Origin of the sequence: Roseomonas sp. GC11 (genome assembly GCF_024437745.1) — a bacterium.
Classification (GTDB): domain Bacteria; phylum Pseudomonadota; class Alphaproteobacteria; order Acetobacterales; family Acetobacteraceae; genus Pseudoroseomonas.
In genome coordinates this window covers 1-19,078 of record NZ_JANFNY010000007.1, presented here as the reverse complement: position 1 = coordinate 19,078, position 19,078 = coordinate 1, and the positions used below count along the sequence as shown (strand labels likewise).

Here is a 19,078-nt window from a genome sequence, read left to right as displayed (position 1 = left end):
GAGTCCGCGCATGCGCTATACCGTGACGCGCGATTTCATCGGCTACGGTGCCAATCCGCCCGATCCGCGCTGGCCGGGCGGGGCACGCCTTGCCGTCAATTTCGTCATGAACTACGAGGAAGGCTCGGAACCCTCGGTACAGGATGGCGAGGGCTATAGCGAGCATGGCCTCACCGAGGCGCCGGGCCTGGCCCATATTCCACGCGGACGCGACCTCGCCGCCGAAAGCATGTTCGAATATGGCAGCCGCGTTGGCTTCTGGCGGCTGATGCGGCTGTTCCAGGAACGTGGCCTGCCGATGACGGTCTTCGGCTGCGCCCTGGCGCTGGAGCGCAACCCGGAGGCCGCCGCCGCCATCCGTGACAGTGGCTTCGATGTCTGCTGCCACGGCTGGCGCTGGGTGAAGCATTTCGAGCTGAGCGAGGAGCAGGAGCGCGAACATATCCGCCTCGCCGTGGAGTCGCTCCGCCGCACCATCGGCAACCGCCCGCTCGGCTGGTATTGCCGCTATGGGCCCAGTGTGAACACGCGCCGCCTCGTCGCCGAGGAAGGTGGCTTCCTCTATGACAGCGATTCCTACGCCGATGAACTGCCCTGGTGGGTAACGGTGGAGGGCAGGCCGCACCTCGTCATCCCTTATTCCCTCACCAACAATGATGGGAAATATGCCGGTGCCATTGGCACCTCAGACCAATGGTTTTCCTTCATCCGCGATGCCTTTGACATGCTCTATGCCGAAGGCGCCCGCACGCCGAAGATGATGTCCATCGGCCTGCATATGCGGCTGATCGGCCACCCCGCACGGGCTGCCGGCCTGGCCCGTCTGCTGGACCATATCCAGAAGCATGCGGGGGTCTGGGTGACGCGGCGCCTGGACATCGCGCAGCACTGGATGAAGGAGCATCCCTACCCAGGCTGCGGGCTGAACGAGTAAGCGAGGGGCACCACGCCGCATCCTCAGGGCACTGGGAAAAACTTGTCCAGCCATCCCTTGATCAGGGCCTTGGTGCGCGGCGCATCGTCCCGCGACAGGGGGAAGTGCGAGGTTCCCGTCACCAGCATCAACTCCGCCGGCTGCGCCGCCTTCTCGAAGAGCCGGATGGATTGTTCGGTCGGCGTGATGCCGTCATTGGCGGTGTGGAAAAACAGGATCGGCCGGGGCGCGATATCGGCCACCACATCCTCCGCCCGGAAATTGTACATGCTGAGCGCGGTTTCCACCGGAATTTCCAGGATCGCCTTCGGGGAAAGATTTTTGCGCAGCGCCTCGGGAATCGGCACGGCATCGAATCGCGAAATCCATTTGCTCTGCCCTGTCTCCTGCTTGTGCCGGCGCCCTTCCTCCAAAAGCCCGGTGAAACGGGCCCAGGCTTCGGGCGTCGGGTGCTGGCCACGGAATTTGCGCTCTCCATCGCCCCATCCACAGGAGGAAATGACGCAGGCGAAGCGCTGGTCCACCCCGGCGGCATAGACCGCGACCGCCGCGCCGAAGCTGTGGCCCACAACACCAATCCGCGCCGGATCGACCTCCTCGCGCTGGGCGAGGAAGGTCATCGCGTTCTTGGCATCGGCCACCTGGTCGAAACAGCGCACCTGTGCACGCTCGCCCTCGCTCTCCCCACAGCAGCGGAAGTCGAAGCGCAGCGCGACATAGCCGAACTCCTCCATCATCTGTGCCTGGATCTCGGCATGGGATTCGTCCTTGGATCCCACGAAACCATGCAGCACGATGAAGGCGGGCAGCTTCTGCCCTGGCTTTCGGCTGTCCGGGACATGCAGCACGGCCGAAATCTTCAGGCCATCCGAAAGGAAGGTCAGTTTTTCCTGCATCGATCTTGCTCCTTTCTCAGGCTCAGGAAATGGTGGCAAAGGGGAAGTGGTGCGTCCGCCATTCCAGCGGCGCCGGCGTGCCCCAGACATTCATGACGCGCACATTGCCTGGCCTCTCGAGCTGGGTGATGACATTCGGCGTGAAGGCCTCGTCATCGGCGATGACGGCCATGGCACTCGCGCATTCGATCATCGCACCGCTGGAATCCGTGTAGTAGGCATAGGTGTTATCGCCAGGGCGATGACGGCCAGGGCCCCAGACCATCTGCTTGCCGAAGCGGTCCAGCGTGTCACCCAGGCGCAGATACTGGTTGAATTCGAGGAACTCGAAGGAATAGTGGTGCAGACCGACCACGCCCTTCACCAACCCCAGGATGTGATGCTGGCGGTTGCCGCCATACATCCAGCTCAGGCTGTCATCCACCAGCCGCTCCGACAGCTTCAGCCCGCCAATGGCCTCAAGCTGCCGCCGCGTGGCCACCGGGTCGGGCGACATGACATTGATGTGGTCCATCCGGTTGGGCCCAACACCCGTGCTGGCATGGCGGCGGCCATAGAGTTCATCGCGGATGGGCGTATGAATTTCGAAGCGTAGGCCTTCAGGCGTGGCGAATGTGACTCCAGCGGCGACGCCTTCAAGACTCGGTTCCGTCGAGAGGATGCGGCAACCGGCGGCGGCCACGCGCGCCTCCGCCGCGCGGACCGCATCGACGGTCAGCGCCTCAAGGCCGACCGTATGCGCGGCATTCTCCGCCGCGTGTAGCAGCACCAGTTCAACGGCACGCCCATTTGAGCTGAGCCAGGTCTGCCCCACCTCGCGGCGCGTCACATGCAGGCCGAGAATATCCGTGGCTTCCGCGATCACGGCGTCCGGATCGGTCACGTTGAGTTTCAGATGCCCGATGGCATGGACGAGATGCGTCATGATTTTCTCTCCCGGATTTTGGTTCTGGATTTAAATTCTCGTCGTCAGGATAACACACCCTGCCCAGGCAGCGGTTCCGGCATGGCAAGCCCGGCGGCGGCAGCAGCAGCAGCCAGTTGCTTCCAGACTGCGGCAGGCAGCGGAATGCCTTCCTCCTGGCGCAGGACGCGCACGACATCACCGCGTTCCCCAGGCAGCAGCAGCCGCTCCACGCCGGGTGCGGGCGGTTGCGCCAGAACGACCTCAGCCAGTGCATCCACTTCCGCCGCGAAAGCACCGGGTTCGCCAAAGGCGGTGACGTCAAGCGCCACGGCCGTGCCATTCATCCGCGTGCCCTTCCGTCCCGACAGCGCCGGCGCCAGCACCGGATTCCCCGCCACAAGGCTCGCCAGACACTCGATCATCAGCGACAGGCCGGAGCCCTTGGCGCCCGCCATCGGCAGCAGCGTGGCAATGGCGGCAGCATCGGTGGTGGGCAGGCCCTGCGCATCCACCCCCCAGCCCTCCGGTACCGGGCGGCCGGACTGCCGCGCCTGCTGGATCTTGCCCAGCGCCACCGTCGCCGTCGCCATGTCGAGCACCAGCGGCGGGCGGTCGCGCGCCGGGATGCCGATGGCGATGGGGTTGGTCGAGACCACCGGCCCCTGGCTGCCGTGATAGGCCATCAGCGGCCCGGAGGCTGTCATCACCAGCCCCACCATGCCGGCTTCCGCTGCCTGCAGCACATATTGCCCCACCGCGCCGGCATGGGTGATATCGCGCGCCACGCACCAGCCGACATGCACCTCCCGCGCGCGGGCGATGGCGATCTCCATCGCCCGCGCCATGCCAACCGGGCCTGGGGCGCGGTCCGCATCCAGCAGGGCGATCGCGCCACTCTCGCGCAGCAGGCGCATCTCCGGCCGCGCCTTGATCTCGCCCGAGGCCAGCCATTCCAGGTAGCGCGGCACGCGCAGGACACCATGGCTGTCCACCCCGCGCAGATTGGCCGTGACAAGGCTGCGCGCCCAGAAGAGCGCATCGCCCTCAGCCACGCCGGCATGGCGGAAGATCCCGGCCACCAGCGCCTCCAGCGCCATCGGCTCCATCCGCAGCACACCGCTCACGGCCGCACCGCCATGGGCAGAACAGACGGGAAGAACCCTGTTCCTGTCATCATGATTCCACACTCTCCTTCAGACGAAGCTGCTGCATGGGGCGCTATTCCAGCACGATCCGGCGAGCCTGGATGAGTTCGCGCCAGCGCGTGATCTCCTGCGCCATCAGCGCCCGCAGCGCCGCCGGCGTACCAGGCACCGCCTCACCATCGAGCAGATCCGCCAGCCGCGTCTGCACGGCCTTGTCGTGCAGCGCCGCCGCCGCCGCCGCATTCAGCCGCGCCACCACCGCCGGCTGCGTCCCGCGCGGCGCCAGCAACCCCGCCCAGCTCGATGCGTCATAGCCAGGCAGTGCCACCTCGGCGACCGTCGGCACCTCCGGCAGCCGCGCCGAACGCACCGGGCCCGTCGTCGCGAGCAGCCGGATCTGCCCGCCCTGCACCAGCGGAATCGCGACATTGGCGGCGGTGATGGCCAAGGGAATTTCCCCGCCCAGCACGCCGGTGATACTGGCTGCATCACCACGATAGGGCACATGCATCATCTGCAGGCCGGACATGGCATTCAGCAACTCGCCTGCCAGATGCTGCGTTGTTCCGCTACCAGCCGAGCCGAACTGCCAGCCACGCGGCGCGCTGGCCGCCATGCGCAGCGCGGCCTTCAGATCCAGCGCCGGATGATCCGCCCGCACCGCCAGCACAAAGGCATAGCGCGCCACCTGCGACACCGCCTCAAACCCATCCAGCGGATCATAATTCTGGTTGCGGCCAAAGGCGGCGGTGACAGCATGCCCACCGGTGACAAGCCCGATCACCGAGCCATCCGGCACCGCGCGCGACAGGGCGGCGGCGGCGATATTTCCGCCCGCGCCGGGGCGCGGCTCCACCACCACGACCTGCCCCAGCGCCTTGCCCATCGGCAGCGCCACCAGCCGCGCGATGGCATCCGCCGGGCCGCCCGGCGCGAAGCCATGCATCAGGGTGATGGCGTGGCCGGGCGCCTCCTGGGCCGAGGCAAGGCTCGCCCATGACCCGCCGGCGGCCATCGCCGCGGCGAGCAGATTGCGTCTGTTCATTCCTGGTCGTCCCCTTCCGGCGGCGGACTCTACGGCCCGCTTCCGCCTCGTCATCACGGATGCCGCCCGCCCCCACCCCTGCGTGGCGGCGGCGGGCGGAGCCTCAGCCCGCGCCGGGCATGAATTGCGGCGCGTGGCGCAGAACGGTCTGCGTCGTTTCCTCCAGATGCTGGCGCAGCAATTCGCCCACCTCCTCCGCGCGCCGTGACAGCGCGGCCTCACGGATCAGTTCATGCTCCCGCCGCTTGTGCATGCTGAGCGGCCGGTGCTTCTGCGAGAGCAGGCGATAGCGTTCCATGTGATCATAAAGCGGCGCGCGCAGCCGCAGCAGCCAGCGCGAGCGGCAGCCGGACACCAGCGCGTCATGAAAGGCACGATGGCAGAGCAGCCATTCGCTGCTACGCTGGATGCGCTCCTCGCGCGGCAGCGCCTCGATGCGGGCCAGGCGGTGGAAGCTGGTGAGCACATCGGTCTCCCAGGCGTCGCCGCCATGGCGCACGGAATCCACCGCCGCGCGTTCCTCGAACTCGATGTAGAGCGCGGAGACATCGCGCAGATCCTCGGCCGAGACAGGCGCGACGCGGAAGCCCCGCCCCGCCTCCATCTCCACCAGCCCCTCCGAGCGCAGATGCGACAGCGCCTCGCGCAGCGTGCCGACGCTGGCCTCGTAGGTCTCCTGCAGCAGTGCGGTGCCGAGCTTGCTGCCGGGCGGGAAGCGGCCGTCGAGGATGTCGCCCTTCAGGCGCGACTGCACGTCATGGCTCACCAGCGCGGCGCTGGATGTCACCTTGCGGCGGGACGATGCTGCGGCCACCTCGGCGCCTCCTTCTGCTCCCCCCCCAGTTTCCTGGTTATTTTTCGAAACGCAACAGAGTTTCGAAAGTTTTTTAAAGAGAGCTGGCGCGCCCATCCTTTTGAGGCCCGAGCAGGCGCCACGGCAAGCTCAGGCGCCTTCCAGACCAAGTTTCGAATATCTTAAAAATTTCGATAGACGGCCCACACCCTGCCCCATATCGTCGCCCTGGCACCATCAACGATCCCAGGGAGAGCGCCCGATGAACGGGGCAGTCACCGAGTCCCTCATCCTCGAACTGGAGGACCGACGCTTCCAGGCCACGATCGGCGCCGACATGCCCACACTGAATGCCCTGATCGCCGAGGATCTGCGCTACGTTCACTCCAACGGCGAAAGCGAGGACAAGGCCGAGTTCCTGCGCAAGCTTGCCTCGGGGGAGCGCCGCTACAGCCACTATGAGGCCCTCTCGCGCGGACTGCGGCGCGAGGGGGGCTTCGCCTTCGTCCATGGGCTGGCCCGCGTCGGCCTGCTCCGCGCCACCGGGCCGCTGGAGATGCGCCTGGCCTATACCGCCATCTACCGCGAGGCCCCCGCCCCGCGCCTCATGGCCTGGCATTCGACGAAGGCGGCCTGAGCCGCGGGGCCGCCCCGTCTGACCGCCCCATCTGGCCAGCGCCGCCACCACAGTGGTATTGCCGCTCTCCAGACAGCACCGGACAGACAGGTCGGCCCGCACATGCATGGCGAATACAAGGTACAGGGCGGCAAGCTCGTCGTCGTCGATCTCGAACTCAGCGAAGGCCGCATCACGGCCGTGCAGATTGCCGGCGACTTCTTCCTGGAACCCGCCGAGGCGCTGGACGATATCCGCGCCGCCGTCGAGGGCCTGCCCGCCACGGCCAGTTTCGAGGAAATCGCCGCGGCCGTGAGGGCTGGGCTGCGCCCGGACGCCGCGCTGATCGGCTTCAGCGCCGAGGCCGTCGCCGTCGCCGTCCGCCGCGCCCTCGGCCAGAGCGGCTCCTGGCGTGACTATGACTGGCAGATCATCGAGGCGCCGCCCGTCTCCCCGGCCATGCATCTGGCGCTGGACGAAGTCCTCGCCCGCGAGGTCGCCGCCGGCCGCCGCGGCCCTACCCTGCGCTTCTGGGAATGGGAACGCCCTGCCATCATCATCGGTGCCTTCCAGTCGCTGCGCAACGAGGTGGACCTGGAGGCCGCGGCGGCACATGGCATCGAGACGGTCCGCCGCGTCACCGGCGGCGGCGCCATGCTGGTCGAGCCCGGCAGCACCGTCACCTATTCGCTCTACGCGCCGGGCGAACTCGTGCGCGACATGAACTTCGCCGATTCCTACGCTTTTCTCGACGCCTGGGTGTTGCAGGCCCTGATCTCGCTCGGCATCGATGCCTTCTACAAGCCGCTGAACGACATCTCCAGTTCCAAGGGCAAGATCGGCGGCGCGGCGCAGAAGCGTTTCTCCGCCGGCACCGTCCTGCACCACGTCACCATGGCCTATGACATGGACGCGGAGAAAATGGTCAAGGTGCTGCGCATCGGCCGCGAAAAGCTCAGCGACAAGGGCACCACCAGCGCTGTCAAGCGCGTTGACCCCCTGCGCAGCCAGACCGGCCTGCCGCGTGAGGCGATCATCCGCCATATGCGGGAGACCTTCGTCTCCCTGCACGGCGGCAGTGCCGGCGCCATCACCCCGGAGGAATATGCGGCGGCGGAAAAAATCGCGGCGGAGAAATTCATGTCGCCGGAATGGCTGCGCCACATTCCCTGAAAAGCGCGGGGACCGGAACAACAAGGCCCGACGGCACAGGCCCCTTCCCTCCAGGCATCAGGCGCGCAATGGTGTTTGAAATGACCATTTGTGCCCTGGAGCCTGATGGATTGCCCGTTCCACCCGCAACCCTGAAGCCCTGCCCGCCCCGGCGGATGGCCACCCCGAGGAGCGCCGCATGCCCGTGAAGGCACGGACAAAAGGCGGCACCCGGGCGGCCGGCATGCCGGAGACCGCCGCGCGCATCCTGACCGCCGCACTGGAGGCCTTCGCCGAGCGCGGCTTCGACGGCGCCTCGGTGAAGGAGATCACCGAGCGCGCCGGTGCCAACATCGCCGCGGTGAACTATCATTTCCGCTCGAAGGACGACCTGATCCGCGCCGTGCTGGAGCATTTCCTGGGCGAGATCAATGCCGCGCGACTGGCCGCACTCGAACATTGCGAGGCCGTGGCGGGGCCGGGCGGGCCAACGCTGGAAGCCCTGGCCGAGGCCCTGATCCGCCCGATGGTGCGCCTCAGCCGCGACCGGCAGGATGGCCGCGCCATCGTGCGGCTGTTGTTACAGGCCCGCGCCCTGCCACGGGGCAGCACCAACAGCGTGCTGGCGGCGCAGTTCGACCCCGTGCATCTGCGTTTCCTCGCAGCCTTGCAGGGCGCGGCGCCCTGGCTGGCACACGAGGACATCGTCTGGCGCTACGATTTCGCACGCGGCGCCATGATGCAGATCCTGGCCGACCTGGATCGCGGCACGAACCGGCTCGCCAGTATTTCCCCGCAGGTGGCGGGGGCGGATGACGATGCCGTGGTGCGGCAGCTCGTCACCTTCATCGCAGCGGGCTTCCGCGCGCCGCCAGCCCCGCGCTGAAGGCACCGGGCTGGCGGAGGCAGAGTTACTCGGCGGCCAGCGGCACGCCCTCGCCCGGCAGGGTCCAGCCATATTGCCGGTCCAGGCCCAGCTTGCGCACCACGGCGAGGCCGCGCGCCAGATGCTCCGGCGGCAGACCCTTCAGCGGCCGACGCAGATCGCCGGCCGGCAGCCCCACCGCCTTCATCAGCGACTTCACCGCCACGGGGTTGATCGCCGAATAGGTGAAGTGCAGCAGCGGCAGCAGCCGCAGATAGGTCTCCCGGAACACCACCGACTGCTCCGGCGTCGTCCAGGGGGTGGACAGGCGCGCAATGCCGGCGGGGTCGATATTGCCCGTCATGTTGGCGGTGCCATGGCCGCCGAGCGACATGGTGGGCACGACGAGGCCGAGATTGGGGCTGTCGCAGCACATGATCGAGGCATCCGGCTGCGCGGCGCAGACCTGCGCCACCTGGCCGACACGCGTGGTGCTTTCCTTCAGCACGACGATGTTCGGGTGCTTCAGCAGCCGCAGCAGGTTGTCCCAGTGCAGATCCGTCTTCACGCGCGGCGGATTGTTGTAGATGCCGATGGGAAGTTCGACGGCATCAGCGCATTCGGCGAAGAATTCTTCGATATCGGCTTCCGGCGCGCAGATATAGGCGGGCGCGGCCAGGATGGCGCCATCCGCCCCGGCGGCCTTGGCGTGCTTCAGATAGGCGATGCTCGCCGCCGTGCTGGTGCCGGTGCACCCGTAAAAGAGCTTCATCCGGCCCGTCTTCATCGCCGCCGTCTTCTCGACGATCTCACGCCGCTCCTCGGGCGTCAGCATGCTGACCTCGCCCGTGGAGCCCATGATCAGCACGGCGGAGGTGCCAGACTTCTCATGCCAGTCGAGCAGCGTGCGGAATGCGCCGAAATCGACCGTGCCATCGGCGTTGAAAGGCGTGATGAGGGCGACGAAGGACCCCTCGATGCGCATCTTGGCCATGTTGAATGCTCCAGCTTTCAGGCTGGCCGGAGGCTATCCCTGCGCCGGGCGGGATGGCAATGATAATTCAATCGTTCATTTGAAAATACCTGCCCGTTTTTTGCATTGCTTCAGTGGCTCGATCAGGCCGGGCACCTGGGCCTGCTGGCACATGGCCCGGCCGGCCAGATAACAGCCATTCCGGGGGTTATTGCGGATTCCGCTCTTCTGCCTTGACCGTCCGGTCAGTCAGCAGCAATCTTCAAGACCATCACGGAAGCGACGCAGAGCGCTCCATGCCTCTGGAGGAACACATCATGACAGCATGCAGCGTCCCGCGCCGGCGCCTGCTCACGGGCATGGCTGGCCTCAGCCTGGCTTCCACCGCGCAGGCCCAGGATTTCCCAAGCCGCCCGATCCGGATCGTGGTTGCTTTCGCCGCCGGTTCCGAGCCCGACATCCTCGCGCGCCGTCTGGCGAGCGCGATGGAGAAAAACCTCGGCAGCCCTGTGGTGGTTGATAACAGGCCGGGGGCCAATACCGTGATCGCCGCCGGCCATGTGGCGCAATCCCGGCCAGATGGCTACACCATCCTCCTGACCTCCTCGACGACCTTCTCGGTCCTGCCGCATCTCTACGAGATCCAGCGCGCGCCACTGGAGCAGTTCACGCCGATTTCCCTGCTGCTGCGCGCCCAGATGGCACTTTACTGTAACCCCCGCCTACCCGTGCGCTCGGTGGCCGAGCTGGTCGCCTGGGTGAGAGCACAGCCACACCCCGTCCCTTACGGCGCCAACCCAGGCGCGATAGGCCATCTCTGCGGTGAATTGCTCAGGCAGGCCACAGGCATCAAGCTCACCGATGTTTCCTTCCGAGGCACCACCGACGCCCAGCAGATGATGATCAGGGGCGATATCGCTTTTGCCTTTGATGGCGTCGCGGCATATCCGGAACTGATCAAGGGTGGAGAATTGCGCTGCCTGGGTGTCACCGGTGAGAAGCCTGTCCCCTACCTTCAGGGTACTCCAAACTTCCGCGACACAGGCTTCCCCGATATCGCAATGCCTTATTGGTATGGCATGTTCGCGCCTGCCAACATACCCCGTATCCTTGCCAACAGGCTGGCCTCGGCGATTCACGAGGCCCAGAAAAGCCCTGATCTGGCATCGCAGTTCTTTGCGCAAGGCGCCGAACTCATCGGCAACGATCCGGATTCCTTTGCCCGGATGATCGCCATGGAAAGGGAAAAATGGGGAAGCTTGATTCGCAGCATTGGCCTCAGGCTAGGATAAGAACGCATGTCTCTCTCGATTACGCGCGTCTCCGACACGAAGGATCGCCTGGGCGAGAGTCCTGTTTGGGATGCAGCGGAACAGACACTGTTATGGCTCGATTCCCTGGAAGGCACTCTACACAGGCTGGAATGGTCCAGCGGATTCCGGCAGGACTTCGTGGTTCCTGCACCTGTTGGGTCCTGCGCCCTGTCCAGCAAGGGCGATATCATCCTGGCCCTACGAACGGGCTTCAGCCGCTGCGATCTCATAAGTCAGAAGGTTACCCCAATCGTTGAGCTGGATATCTCCCACCCCGATATCCGTTTGAATGATGGCAAGGTTGACCGCCGAGGGCGTTTCCTGTCAGGCACCATGCACGGCAATCGGGAACCCACAGAGCGCGTTATCGGTGGATTATACCGGCTTGATCCTGATACGGCAGTCACATGCATCGTCGGAGACCTGGCCACCACCAACGGCCCCTGCTTCAGTCCGGAAGGAACAACCCTGTACTGCGCGGACAGCACGCGGCAGGTGATTTGGGCCTTTGATTATGATCTTACGACGGGCACACCGTCGAATCAGCGTCTCTTCGTCGACTTCAGAGCCATGGGCACAGCGCCTGATGGTGCCACGATCGATTCGGAAGGATGCCTGTGGACCGCATTGGTTCGCAGCGGTCAGATCGCGCGCTTTTCGCCGGAAGGGCAGTTGCTGCGGCTGATCGACATGCCAGTCACCCATCCCACCAGCGTTGCGTTTGGTGGTCCAGGACTCGATATCCTTTTCGTTACGTCGATTTCCGCCAGTCACCGGCTGCGGGCAGTGGAAAAAGAAGCAGGGTGGCTTTTTGCCATTGAAGGTCTCGGCGTGACAGGGATTGCCGAGCCACGCTTTGCCGGGTGATCTCCTTCTCCTATTCGAGCCGCGAGCCCATTCGCCGGATCAACGCCTCACAGGATACGGTTTCCTCGACAAGAAGGCCCGCGAATTGCCCGGTCGTGTTGGTTTCGATCATGCCACCCTCATAGGCCAGATCATTCCAGAGCGCGGCATCCTGGATCGTGGCGATCGTTGCCGCATAAATGCGTGACAATTCAGCCGCAGGCTATTCCTCTCCTGACCGATCGGTCAGCGCTGATATCTCACTCTGAAATATCAGTCCAGGAAGGAACTCAGCCATGAAATCCAGGAAAGCCCGCGTCTTGGCTGGCAGCATCTTCGCCGGATGAAAGACCGCATAGATTCCGGAGCCAAAATGCACCGTATTGCTGACCCGCCATTCAGGCAGAAGGCGCACCAGGCGACCGGCCGCACGGTCATGCTCGACCGTGTAGTCATCGAGCAGAGCGATTCCGTGACCGGCAATGGCAAGCTGGCGCAGAACCTCACCGCTATTGCTGCTGAACCCATCGGAGATGGAAATCTCCTCACAAGATTCTTCCTTCCTGAAGCGCCATACAACCGCTTCTGGATCGATCCAGTAGGTCAGGCAACGATGCCGTACCAGATCGCGCGGAGCAGAGATGGCAGGCCCTGCCGCGAGGTAACGAGAGCTGGCAACCAGGATCCGTTCGCTGCGCAGCAGGAGCCGCTGCTTCAGGCCTGAATCGGGAGAAGGACCGATGCGCAAATCCACATCGAATTCCTGCTCCGGCAGCTGCGCCGCCTGTTCGGACAGGCGCAGTTCGACCCGCAGATCCGGATAACGCGCCTGGAAGGCCGGAATCAGCGGTGAGACAACCCGCATGCCGAACATCATGCGCGAATGCACGCGCAGCAAGCCTCGCGGCGTGCTTTGCAAAGCACGGACGGCGTCGTCGGTATCCTGGATCTCGCGGAGGATCGCCTCGACGCGGGTGAGATAGATCTGCCCCGCTTCCGTCAGGGAAAGGCTTCGGCTGGTGCGATTGAGCAGCTGCACACCCAGATCGGACTCCAGCATCGAGACATGCCGTGCCACGGAAGCCGGCGACAGGCCAGCTCTCCGTCCGGCGGCGGAGAAACTCCCTTCCCGCACCGCAGCAACAAACAACTCCATCGCCTGCAGGCGACTCATCACCAGATCACCTTTTCAAAATCCGATCAGGTCCTGATCGATCATATCCTATGGTCGCCGCGCGAGGCCAGCACCTAGCCTTCTCCAACCAAGGGAAGGAAACCGGGATATGGAATTCGGCATCTTCATCCTGATGTCGCAGCGCGGCTACCACCAGACCTCTGATCAGGTGATCCGCAACGCGGTGGAGCAGACAGTCGCCGCGGATCAGGCCGGCTTCAACACCGCATGGTATGCCGAGCATCACTTCTCCAATTATGGCCTCTGCCCTTCGCCGCTGATGATGGTGGCGCATATGGCAGCGCAGACAAAGCGCATCCGCCTGGGCAGCGCCGTCTGTGTCCTGCCGATGTATCATCCTGCGCGGCTCCTGGCGGAGGCCGGCTTTGCCGATTCCGTCTCCAATGGCCGCCTGGAATTCGGTGTTGGCTCGGGCTACCAGAAATTCGAGTTCGACCGCTTCGGCGTGAAGATCGAGGAAGCCCCGGAAATCTTCAACGAGTTCCTCGATATCCTCCAGCTCGGCATGCGGGAGAAGAGCTTCCAGTATGGCGGCAGACATCTGCGGATGCCGGAAACCTCCATCAGCATCCGCACCCGGCAGAGTCCCATGCCGCCGATCTGGCTGGCCACCGGCAATCCCGAGACGCAGGCGCGTGCCATCCGTGAGGGTCACAACCTCTTCGTCACCGCGCTGCTGAACGGCACCGACAAGCTGCAACAGCTTCGTGATGGCCTGGTGAAGGTGGCCGCTGGCGAGGGCCGCGATATCGACGACACCAAGGTGGGCCTGCTGCGCTGCGCCTATGCCAGCGACAATGAGGCGGAGATCATGAGCTATGTCGAGAATGCCCGCTATCAGCGCCGCGTCTCGGAAGGGCTGAAGCTGCGCCGCGCCCGCTCCGATGACGGCTTCCTGGTGCAGGAGGAGCCGGGCCTCAATGAACCGTCGCTGGATCAGATCCGCGCCAACCTTCCCGTGGGCAGCGTGGATTACGTGGTCGAACGGCTCGTCGAGGAAATCCGCATCCTCAGGCCGAAGCATGTGGCCATCCAGACCCAGGTCGGTGATTTCGACCAGAAGACCATGTTGAGGCAGATCGAGCTGTGGGGCAGCCGCATCATTCCCGCGATCCGGCGCGAACTGGGCGTGAGCGCCGCGCAGGCGGCGGCCTGATGCGGATCCGGATCGGCGCGGACGGCATGGTGGTGCTGGAGGAGCCGGGGGATTTCCGGCGCTTCGGCATCCTGGCGGCCCCCGGCGCGCCGCTGGAGAGTGCCCTGGCCGGTCTCGCGCGGGTGGAGGGGCAGCATGCCTGGGTCTCGCCCCAGGCCCTGCGCCGCCTCGCACCACAGGCCGGCCTGCCGGACTGGGAAGAGGGGTTCGGCGCCATGCTCGGCTATGCCGGCCGCAAGGGTTGGACCGACCCCACGGGCGCGGTGCGCGCCCATATCGAAATCGGCTGAGACTGCCTGAAAGCCTGGCGCCTCCCCTTGGGAAAGGCGGGGGCCCCCTCCCCTGCCCAAAGGAAAGAATGGGGGGAGTTTGAGGGGGCAACCCCCTCACCCCCACAGGCCCCGGCCTTTTCAGACAGCCAATGAGAACCGCCCCCATGCAGAGGGGCGGCAGGCGGGAGAGGAACACGCATGACGACATCGCACATCGCCGCGCCGGGCTTGGGCCGGCGTGGCTTCGCCGCCACCCTGGCCGCGCTGACCACAACCACGACAGCCAGGGCAGAGAGCTTCCCCGGCCGCCCGCTGCGGCTGGTCATGCCCTATGGCCCTGGCAGCGAACCGGATACGGTCGGCCGCCTGCTGGCACAGGGCATGGGGGCGGCGCTCGGACAGCCCGTGGTGGTGGAGAACCGCAATGGCGGCTCCAGCATGATCGGCGCGGAGGCCGTGGCCAATGCGAAGCCCGATGGCTATACGCTGCTCTTCGGCGGCTCCACCGTCTTCGCCGCCAATCCCCACCTGTTCCGCAACATCCGCTACAGCTTCGAGCAGTTCCAGCCGATCACCCTGCTGATGCGCGGGCGCATCGTGCTCTATACCCATGCCGCGCGCGGCTATACCGGCGTGCAGGATCTCGTGGCGCGCATCCGCGCCGCACCGGGCCGCTTCCGTTTCGGCAGCGCCGGGCATGGCAATGGCACGCATCTGTCGGCCGAGCAGTTCCGCGCCCAGGCCGGGCTGGATGTCAGCGACATCAGCTATACCAACAGCAGCGGCATGCAGCAGGCCCTGCTGCGCGACGATGTCGATTTCGTCTTCGATGGCGTCGGCGCCTATCTGCCGCTGGTGCAGGAGGGGCGGCTGCGCCCGCTGGGCATTGCCGGGCCGAACCGCATCGCCGTGCTGCCCAATCTGCCCACCTTCGCCGAGCAGGGCTTCCCGGAACTCGGCATGCCCTACTGGTATGGCCTCTACGCCCCGGCGGGGCTGCCGCCCGCGGTGCTGGCGCGGCTGCACGAGGCCGCGCTGCGCGGCGCCGCCGACCCCACCCTGCTCGCCCGCGCCGAGCAGCAGGGCGCCACGGTCGAAACCCTGGATGTCGAGCGCTTCACGGCGATGAACCGCAGCGAACACGCCGCCTGGGGCCAGCTGATCCGCGCCCTGAACATCCGCCTCGACTGACAGGAGAACGGCGCGGGGTCAGCCCCGCGCCGCCATCGCCTCCATCAGCGCCGGCACCCCGGCGGCGCAGGCATGGACGCCCAGATGCGCCGTCATCTGGAGCACCTGCAGAATTTCCGCGGCACTCGCGCCGAGGCCCAGCGCGCGGCGGATCTGCCGCCGCGTGGCCTCTCGGTCCAGCGCGGTGAAGCAGGCGGAGAGCGCCAGGGAGAGCAGGCAGCGCGCCTTGTCATCCAGCCCCTCCCCCGCCTCGCGGCAGGCGAGGAGGTCGAGCATCACGGCGAAGAATTCCGGGTCCAGCCCCAGCAGGGCGTCGCAGAAGGCCGGCCAGTCGCCAAACAGGGCGAGGTAGCGCGCCTTCAGCGCCTGCCGCAGCGCATCGGGCGGCACCGGGGGCGGGGCCTGGCCCGCCGCCGCCAGCTCCTCGGCCAGCAGGGTGACGCCCATGGCCAGCCCATCCAGCCCCTGCGCCGTGGCGAGGTGCAGCGTCTCCACCACCTGCAACGGCGTCGCGCCGCGCTCCAGCGCCAGGGCGACATGCAGCCGCAGCCCGCTCTCGAAGAGATGCGTGGCCGAGCCATCCAGCGCCACATAGACCAGCTCGCACATCGCCGGGGAAAGCGGGCCCTGCGCCGCCGGGTGCCCGGCATAGCGCGCATAGGCGGTGAGGAAATTCGGGCTGAGGCGCAACAGCCCTTCCGTCCAGGGCCGCCAATAGCCACGGGCACGGATATATTCGGCCTTCATCGCCTCCTGCGCGGGGGTCAGCGCGGTGTCGGTCATGCGTCGGGGTCCAGTCCGCCATAGGCGCCCAGGCCGCCATCCACCGGCACGACGGCGCCACTGATAAAGCCCGCCGCCGGCGACAGCAGGAAATCCGCCACGGCCGCGATCTCGCCGGGCCGGGCCATGCGGCGCAGCGGCACGCGGGGCAGCAGGGCGGGGTCATCGCCCTCCACCAGCCCGGCGGCCAGCGCATTGACGCGCACCCCGCTGCCGCCCCACTCGCAGGCCATGCTGCGCGCCAGCATGGCAACGGCCGCCGCCTCCGGCCCTGGCCCCTCCGCGCCACCCAGCGCGGCCTGCCCGGCGATGCCGGTGAGGGTGACGATCGCGCCATGGCCCTGGCGCAGCATCACGCGCCCCGCCGCCTGGGCCTGGAGAAAGACACGCTCCAGATGGCCAGGCCGCTCCGGCACCGCATCGGTGCAGAACAGCCCGTCCAGCCGGGGCTGCCGTTGCAGCGCCGCCGCCGGCACCACGCGGGCGCCGCGCGCCACCAGCCGGGTGGCCAGGGCCTCGGCCACCCGCCCCTCCCCCACGGCGATGACCGGCGGCCCGGGCGCCACCACCACCGGCAGGGCGCCGCGCGGCAGATTGGCGTCCTCGCTGCCGCCAAAGGCGTTGGAGCCGCCATCCGCCACCAGCAGCGCCCCGGCCATATAGGCGGCGTCGGGGGAAGCCAGGTGCAGGATGGCCGCGGCGATCTCCTCCGGCTGCCCCATGCGGCCAAGGGGGATGCGGCGCGCCACCTTCTCCGGGTCCACCCGGCCGGAGGCGATCAGCGCCTCCACCAGTTCGGTGCGCGTATAGCCGGGGGCGACGGCGTTGACGCGGATGCCATGGCGCGCCCAGGCACAGCCCTGGTCGCGTGCCAGCGCCACCACCCCGGCCTTGGAGGCGCTATAGCCATTGCGCAGCGGAATGGCGCGCAGCGCGGCACCGGAGGCGACATGGATGATCGCCCCGCCGCCCTGCCGCCGCATCAGCGCCGCCGCCTCGCCCGAGACCACGGCAGCGCCGCCGAGATTGAGGGCCAGCAAAGCGCGGAAGGCCTCCGGCGCCTGCTCCGCGAGGCCGGTGCCACCCTCGATGCGGCCGGCATTGCTCACCAGCACATCCAGCCGGCCATGCCGCGCGGCGATGCCGGCGACCAGTGCGCGCACCTGCGCCGCATCGGCCATGTCCACCGCCACGGCCTCATGCCCCGCGCCCAGCGCGGCGGCGCGCGCCCCGGCGCGCGGGCCGTCGATATCGGCCAGCACCACGCGGTCCCCCAGCGCGGCGAAGGCCCGCGCCGTGGCCCAGCCAATGCCGGCGGCGGCCCCCGTCACCAGCACGATGCGCCCGCACCGCACCGGCGCAGGGGCCAAAGCCGAGGCCGAGGCCGAAGCCGGGGCCGGGGCCGGGGCCGGGGCCGTCTCCGGGCCGCTCGCCACGGGGCTCACAGGATGCTGGTGGTGATGCCGCCATCCACCGCCAGCACCTGCCCCGTGACAAAACCCGCCTGATCAGAGGCCAGGAAGCCGATGGCCCTGGCGATATCCTCCACCGTGCCGAGACGGCCAAGCGGGGTGCGGGCGATGCGCTTCTGGTCCTTCTCCTCCGTCCGGTGCTTCGCCGTGCCCTCCGTCGGCACGGCGGAGGGAGCGATGGCGTTGACGCGGATGCCGCGCCCGCCAAGATCCACCGCCGCCGCGCGGGTGATGCCCATCACCGCCGCCTTGATGCCGCTATAGACGATGCTGGAGGGGGTGGAGCGCAGCCCCGCCGTCGAGGCGATGTTGATGATGGAGCCGCCCTCGCGCATCACCTCCGCCGCCGCCTGGATGCCCCAGATGACGGATTTGAAGCCGACCTCCAGCATCCGGTCCACCGTCTCCGGCTGGATGTCGGCCACGGCCTGGTAACGCACCCAGGCGGCGTTGTTGACGAGGATGTCAAAGCGCCCGGCGGCCTCCGCGAGGCCGAGCACGGCGGCGCGCATCCCCTCGCGCGAGGCGATGTTCTGCACCACGGGCAGCGCCCGGCCCCCCGCCGCCTCGATCTCGGCCACCGCCTCAGCGACGAATTCCGGCTTCAGGTCGTTGATGCCGACGGTCGCCCCCATGGCGGCCATGTGGCGCGCCGTGGCGCGGCCAATGCCATGCCCGGCCCCCGTGATCAGCGCCACACGCCCGGCCAGCATGCCGGCCCCCGGCCCTTCCTCGATCGCCATGCCTGTCATTTCCTCCGGTCTTGTCGTGCGGGTCTTGTCTTGCGGGGCGCCATGGCCGTGGGGGGCCTTGAGGGGGCTTTGCCCCCTTGCCCCCCTTTCTTTTCCTTGGGCAGGGGACAGGGTCCCCTGCACCCGCCTTCAGAAAGGGTTTTCAGGGGCTCTCAGGCCGCCGCGATGAAGGCCGTGGCCACGGCCTCACGCAGGCGGGCCACCTGGCCCTGCGCCTCCAGCGCGCGGATGCGCCGCAAATAGCGGTGCAGCGGCACCTCCGTGGTGAAGCCCATGCCGCCGAAGAGCTGGATGGCGCCCTCGGCGATCAGCGGCCCATGCGTGGCGGCGGCGAGGAAGGCAGCCTGGCGCGGCAGCAGCCCCGCCCCCTCCCAGCCGGCACGGGTGATGGCGCCGCGGATGCCCTCCAGCCCCAGCTTGTGCCGCGCCATCAGGTGGCGCACCGCCTGATAGGCCACCAGCGGCTTGCCGAACTGGCGGCGATGGGCGATGTGCGCCGCCGCCAGCTCCAGGCAGCGTTCCGCCGCGCCCAGGATGAGGGCGGCCCGCAGCGGCAGGGCCTCCTCCTCCAGCGCCGCCCAGGCCGGGGGGGAGAGCAGCAGCGCGGGCGCCACGCCCTCCAGTTCCAGCTCCTCCTCCGGGACGGAGACATCCAGCGTCACCGCCGGGCGCGGCCGCGCCGCCGTGGCCGCCACCAGCGCGGCGCCCCCCTCGCGGAGCGGCACCAGCACCCAGTCCGCCCCGCCGGCCAGGGGCGCGCGGCCTGCCATGC

General features: G+C 67.4%; 21 protein-coding genes. 9 read left to right on the top strand and 12 right to left on the bottom strand.

Annotated features, from left to right (window positions below; genetic code table 11):
- The first annotated feature begins 10 nt into the window (after positions 1-10).
- On the top strand, positions 11-934 hold the full coding sequence (locus NON00_RS03745) for an allantoinase PuuE (protein ID WP_256017745.1): 924 nt from the start codon (positions 11-13) through the stop codon (positions 932-934).
- Between the two features lie 23 nt (positions 935-957).
- On the opposite strand, the gene NON00_RS03740 is transcribed toward NON00_RS03745, so the two are convergent.
- The 5 genes from NON00_RS03740 to NON00_RS03720 all read right to left on the bottom strand — a co-directional run bounded on the left by NON00_RS03740 (position 958) and on the right by NON00_RS03720 (position 5,741).
- Positions 958-1,830 (bottom strand): alpha/beta hydrolase, encoded by an 873-nt coding sequence (locus tag NON00_RS03740; protein WP_256017744.1) that lies wholly within the window; start codon positions 1,828-1,830, stop codon positions 958-960.
- 22 nt (positions 1,831-1,852) lie between these two features.
- On the bottom strand, positions 1,853-2,755 hold the full coding sequence (locus NON00_RS03735) for a VOC family protein (protein WP_256017743.1): 903 nt from the start codon (positions 2,753-2,755) through the stop codon (positions 1,853-1,855).
- Positions 2,756-2,799: 44 nt separating this feature from the next.
- Positions 2,800-3,861, bottom strand: a complete 1,062-nt coding sequence (locus NON00_RS03730) for an Ldh family oxidoreductase (protein ID WP_256017742.1) — start codon at positions 3,859-3,861, stop codon at positions 2,800-2,802.
- A 94-nt stretch (positions 3,862-3,955) separates the two neighbouring features.
- Positions 3,956-4,927, bottom strand: a complete 972-nt coding sequence (locus tag NON00_RS03725) for a tripartite tricarboxylate transporter substrate-binding protein (RefSeq protein ID WP_256017741.1) — start codon at positions 4,925-4,927, stop codon at positions 3,956-3,958.
- 103 nt (positions 4,928-5,030) lie between these two features.
- On the bottom strand, positions 5,031-5,741 hold the full coding sequence (locus NON00_RS03720; RefSeq protein WP_256017740.1) for a GntR family transcriptional regulator: 711 nt from the start codon (positions 5,739-5,741) through the stop codon (positions 5,031-5,033).
- 241 nt (positions 5,742-5,982) lie between these two features.
- On the opposite strand from NON00_RS03720, the gene NON00_RS03715 reads away from it, so the two are divergent.
- The 3 genes from NON00_RS03715 (at position 5,983) to NON00_RS03705 (ending at position 8,374) form a co-directional block, all read left to right on the top strand.
- The gene (locus NON00_RS03715; protein ID WP_256017739.1) at positions 5,983-6,357 is read left to right on the top strand and encodes a nuclear transport factor 2 family protein; all 375 of its coding nucleotides are present in this window, start codon (positions 5,983-5,985) and stop codon (positions 6,355-6,357) included.
- A 102-nt stretch (positions 6,358-6,459) separates the two neighbouring features.
- Positions 6,460-7,509: a biotin/lipoate A/B protein ligase family protein gene (locus NON00_RS03710; RefSeq protein WP_256017738.1), complete on the top strand. Its 1,050-nt coding sequence runs from the start codon at positions 6,460-6,462 to the stop codon at positions 7,507-7,509.
- Between the two features lie 223 nt (positions 7,510-7,732).
- Positions 7,733-8,374: a TetR/AcrR family transcriptional regulator gene (locus tag NON00_RS03705; RefSeq protein ID WP_256017737.1), complete on the top strand. Its 642-nt coding sequence runs from the start codon at positions 7,733-7,735 to the stop codon at positions 8,372-8,374.
- A gap of 25 nt (positions 8,375-8,399) precedes the next feature.
- On the opposite strand, the gene NON00_RS03700 is transcribed toward NON00_RS03705, so the two are convergent.
- Positions 8,400-9,347, bottom strand: coding sequence for a 4-hydroxy-tetrahydrodipicolinate synthase (locus tag NON00_RS03700; protein ID WP_256017736.1), 948 nt, complete (start codon positions 9,345-9,347; stop codon positions 8,400-8,402).
- Between the two features lie 296 nt (positions 9,348-9,643).
- Between NON00_RS03700 and NON00_RS03695 the strand changes: the two genes are divergently transcribed.
- Positions 9,644-10,618 carry a tripartite tricarboxylate transporter substrate binding protein gene (locus NON00_RS03695; protein WP_256017735.1) on the top strand — a complete coding sequence of 325 codons (975 nt, stop codon included), beginning with the start codon at positions 9,644-9,646 and terminating at the stop codon, positions 10,616-10,618.
- A 6-nt stretch (positions 10,619-10,624) separates the two neighbouring features.
- Entirely contained in the window at positions 10,625-11,506 is an 882-nt protein-coding gene (locus NON00_RS03690; protein ID WP_256017734.1) for an SMP-30/gluconolactonase/LRE family protein, read from the top strand.
- Between the two features lie 10 nt (positions 11,507-11,516).
- Here NON00_RS03690 and NON00_RS03685 read toward each other — a convergent pair whose 3' ends face one another.
- Together NON00_RS03685 and NON00_RS03680 are read right to left on the bottom strand one after the other, a co-directional pair.
- Positions 11,517-11,696 carry a hypothetical protein gene (locus NON00_RS03685; protein ID WP_256017733.1) on the bottom strand — a complete coding sequence of 60 codons (180 nt, stop codon included), beginning with the start codon at positions 11,694-11,696 and terminating at the stop codon, positions 11,517-11,519.
- Between the two features lie 12 nt (positions 11,697-11,708).
- A complete protein-coding gene (locus NON00_RS03680; protein WP_256017732.1) occupies positions 11,709-12,659 on the bottom strand; it encodes a LysR family transcriptional regulator in 951 nt (316 codons plus the stop codon).
- 109 nt (positions 12,660-12,768) lie between these two features.
- Here NON00_RS03680 and NON00_RS03675 point away from each other — a divergent pair, with 109 nt between their 5' ends.
- From NON00_RS03675 to NON00_RS03665, 3 genes are all read left to right on the top strand, one after another.
- Entirely contained in the window at positions 12,769-13,836 is a 1,068-nt protein-coding gene (locus NON00_RS03675; protein ID WP_256017731.1) for an LLM class flavin-dependent oxidoreductase, read from the top strand.
- Positions 13,836-14,126, top strand: a complete 291-nt coding sequence (locus NON00_RS03670) for a hypothetical protein (RefSeq protein WP_256017730.1) — start codon at positions 13,836-13,838, stop codon at positions 14,124-14,126. The genes NON00_RS03675 and NON00_RS03670 overlap by 1 nt, the downstream gene beginning before the upstream one ends.
- A 180-nt stretch (positions 14,127-14,306) precedes the next feature.
- A complete protein-coding gene (locus NON00_RS03665) occupies positions 14,307-15,299 on the top strand; it encodes a tripartite tricarboxylate transporter substrate binding protein (RefSeq protein WP_256017729.1) in 993 nt (330 codons plus the stop codon).
- Between the two features lie 18 nt (positions 15,300-15,317).
- Here NON00_RS03665 and NON00_RS03660 read toward each other — a convergent pair whose 3' ends face one another.
- The 4 genes from NON00_RS03660 to NON00_RS03645 form a co-directional block, all read right to left on the bottom strand.
- Entirely contained in the window at positions 15,318-16,082 is a 765-nt protein-coding gene (locus NON00_RS03660) for a carboxymuconolactone decarboxylase family protein (RefSeq protein WP_256017728.1), read from the bottom strand.
- Positions 16,079-17,437, bottom strand: a complete 1,359-nt coding sequence (locus tag NON00_RS03655) for an SDR family oxidoreductase (RefSeq protein WP_256017727.1) — start codon at positions 17,435-17,437, stop codon at positions 16,079-16,081. The genes NON00_RS03660 and NON00_RS03655 overlap by 4 nt, the downstream gene beginning before the upstream one ends.
- An 86-nt stretch (positions 17,438-17,523) precedes the next feature.
- Complete coding sequence (locus NON00_RS03650) at positions 17,524-18,297, bottom strand: SDR family NAD(P)-dependent oxidoreductase (RefSeq protein WP_256017726.1); 774 nt, start codon at positions 18,295-18,297, stop codon at positions 17,524-17,526.
- A gap of 161 nt (positions 18,298-18,458) precedes the next feature.
- Positions 18,459-19,078, bottom strand: a 620-nt coding sequence (locus tag NON00_RS03645; RefSeq protein WP_256017725.1) for an acyl-CoA dehydrogenase family protein, incomplete at its 5' end; no start/stop codon positions are given.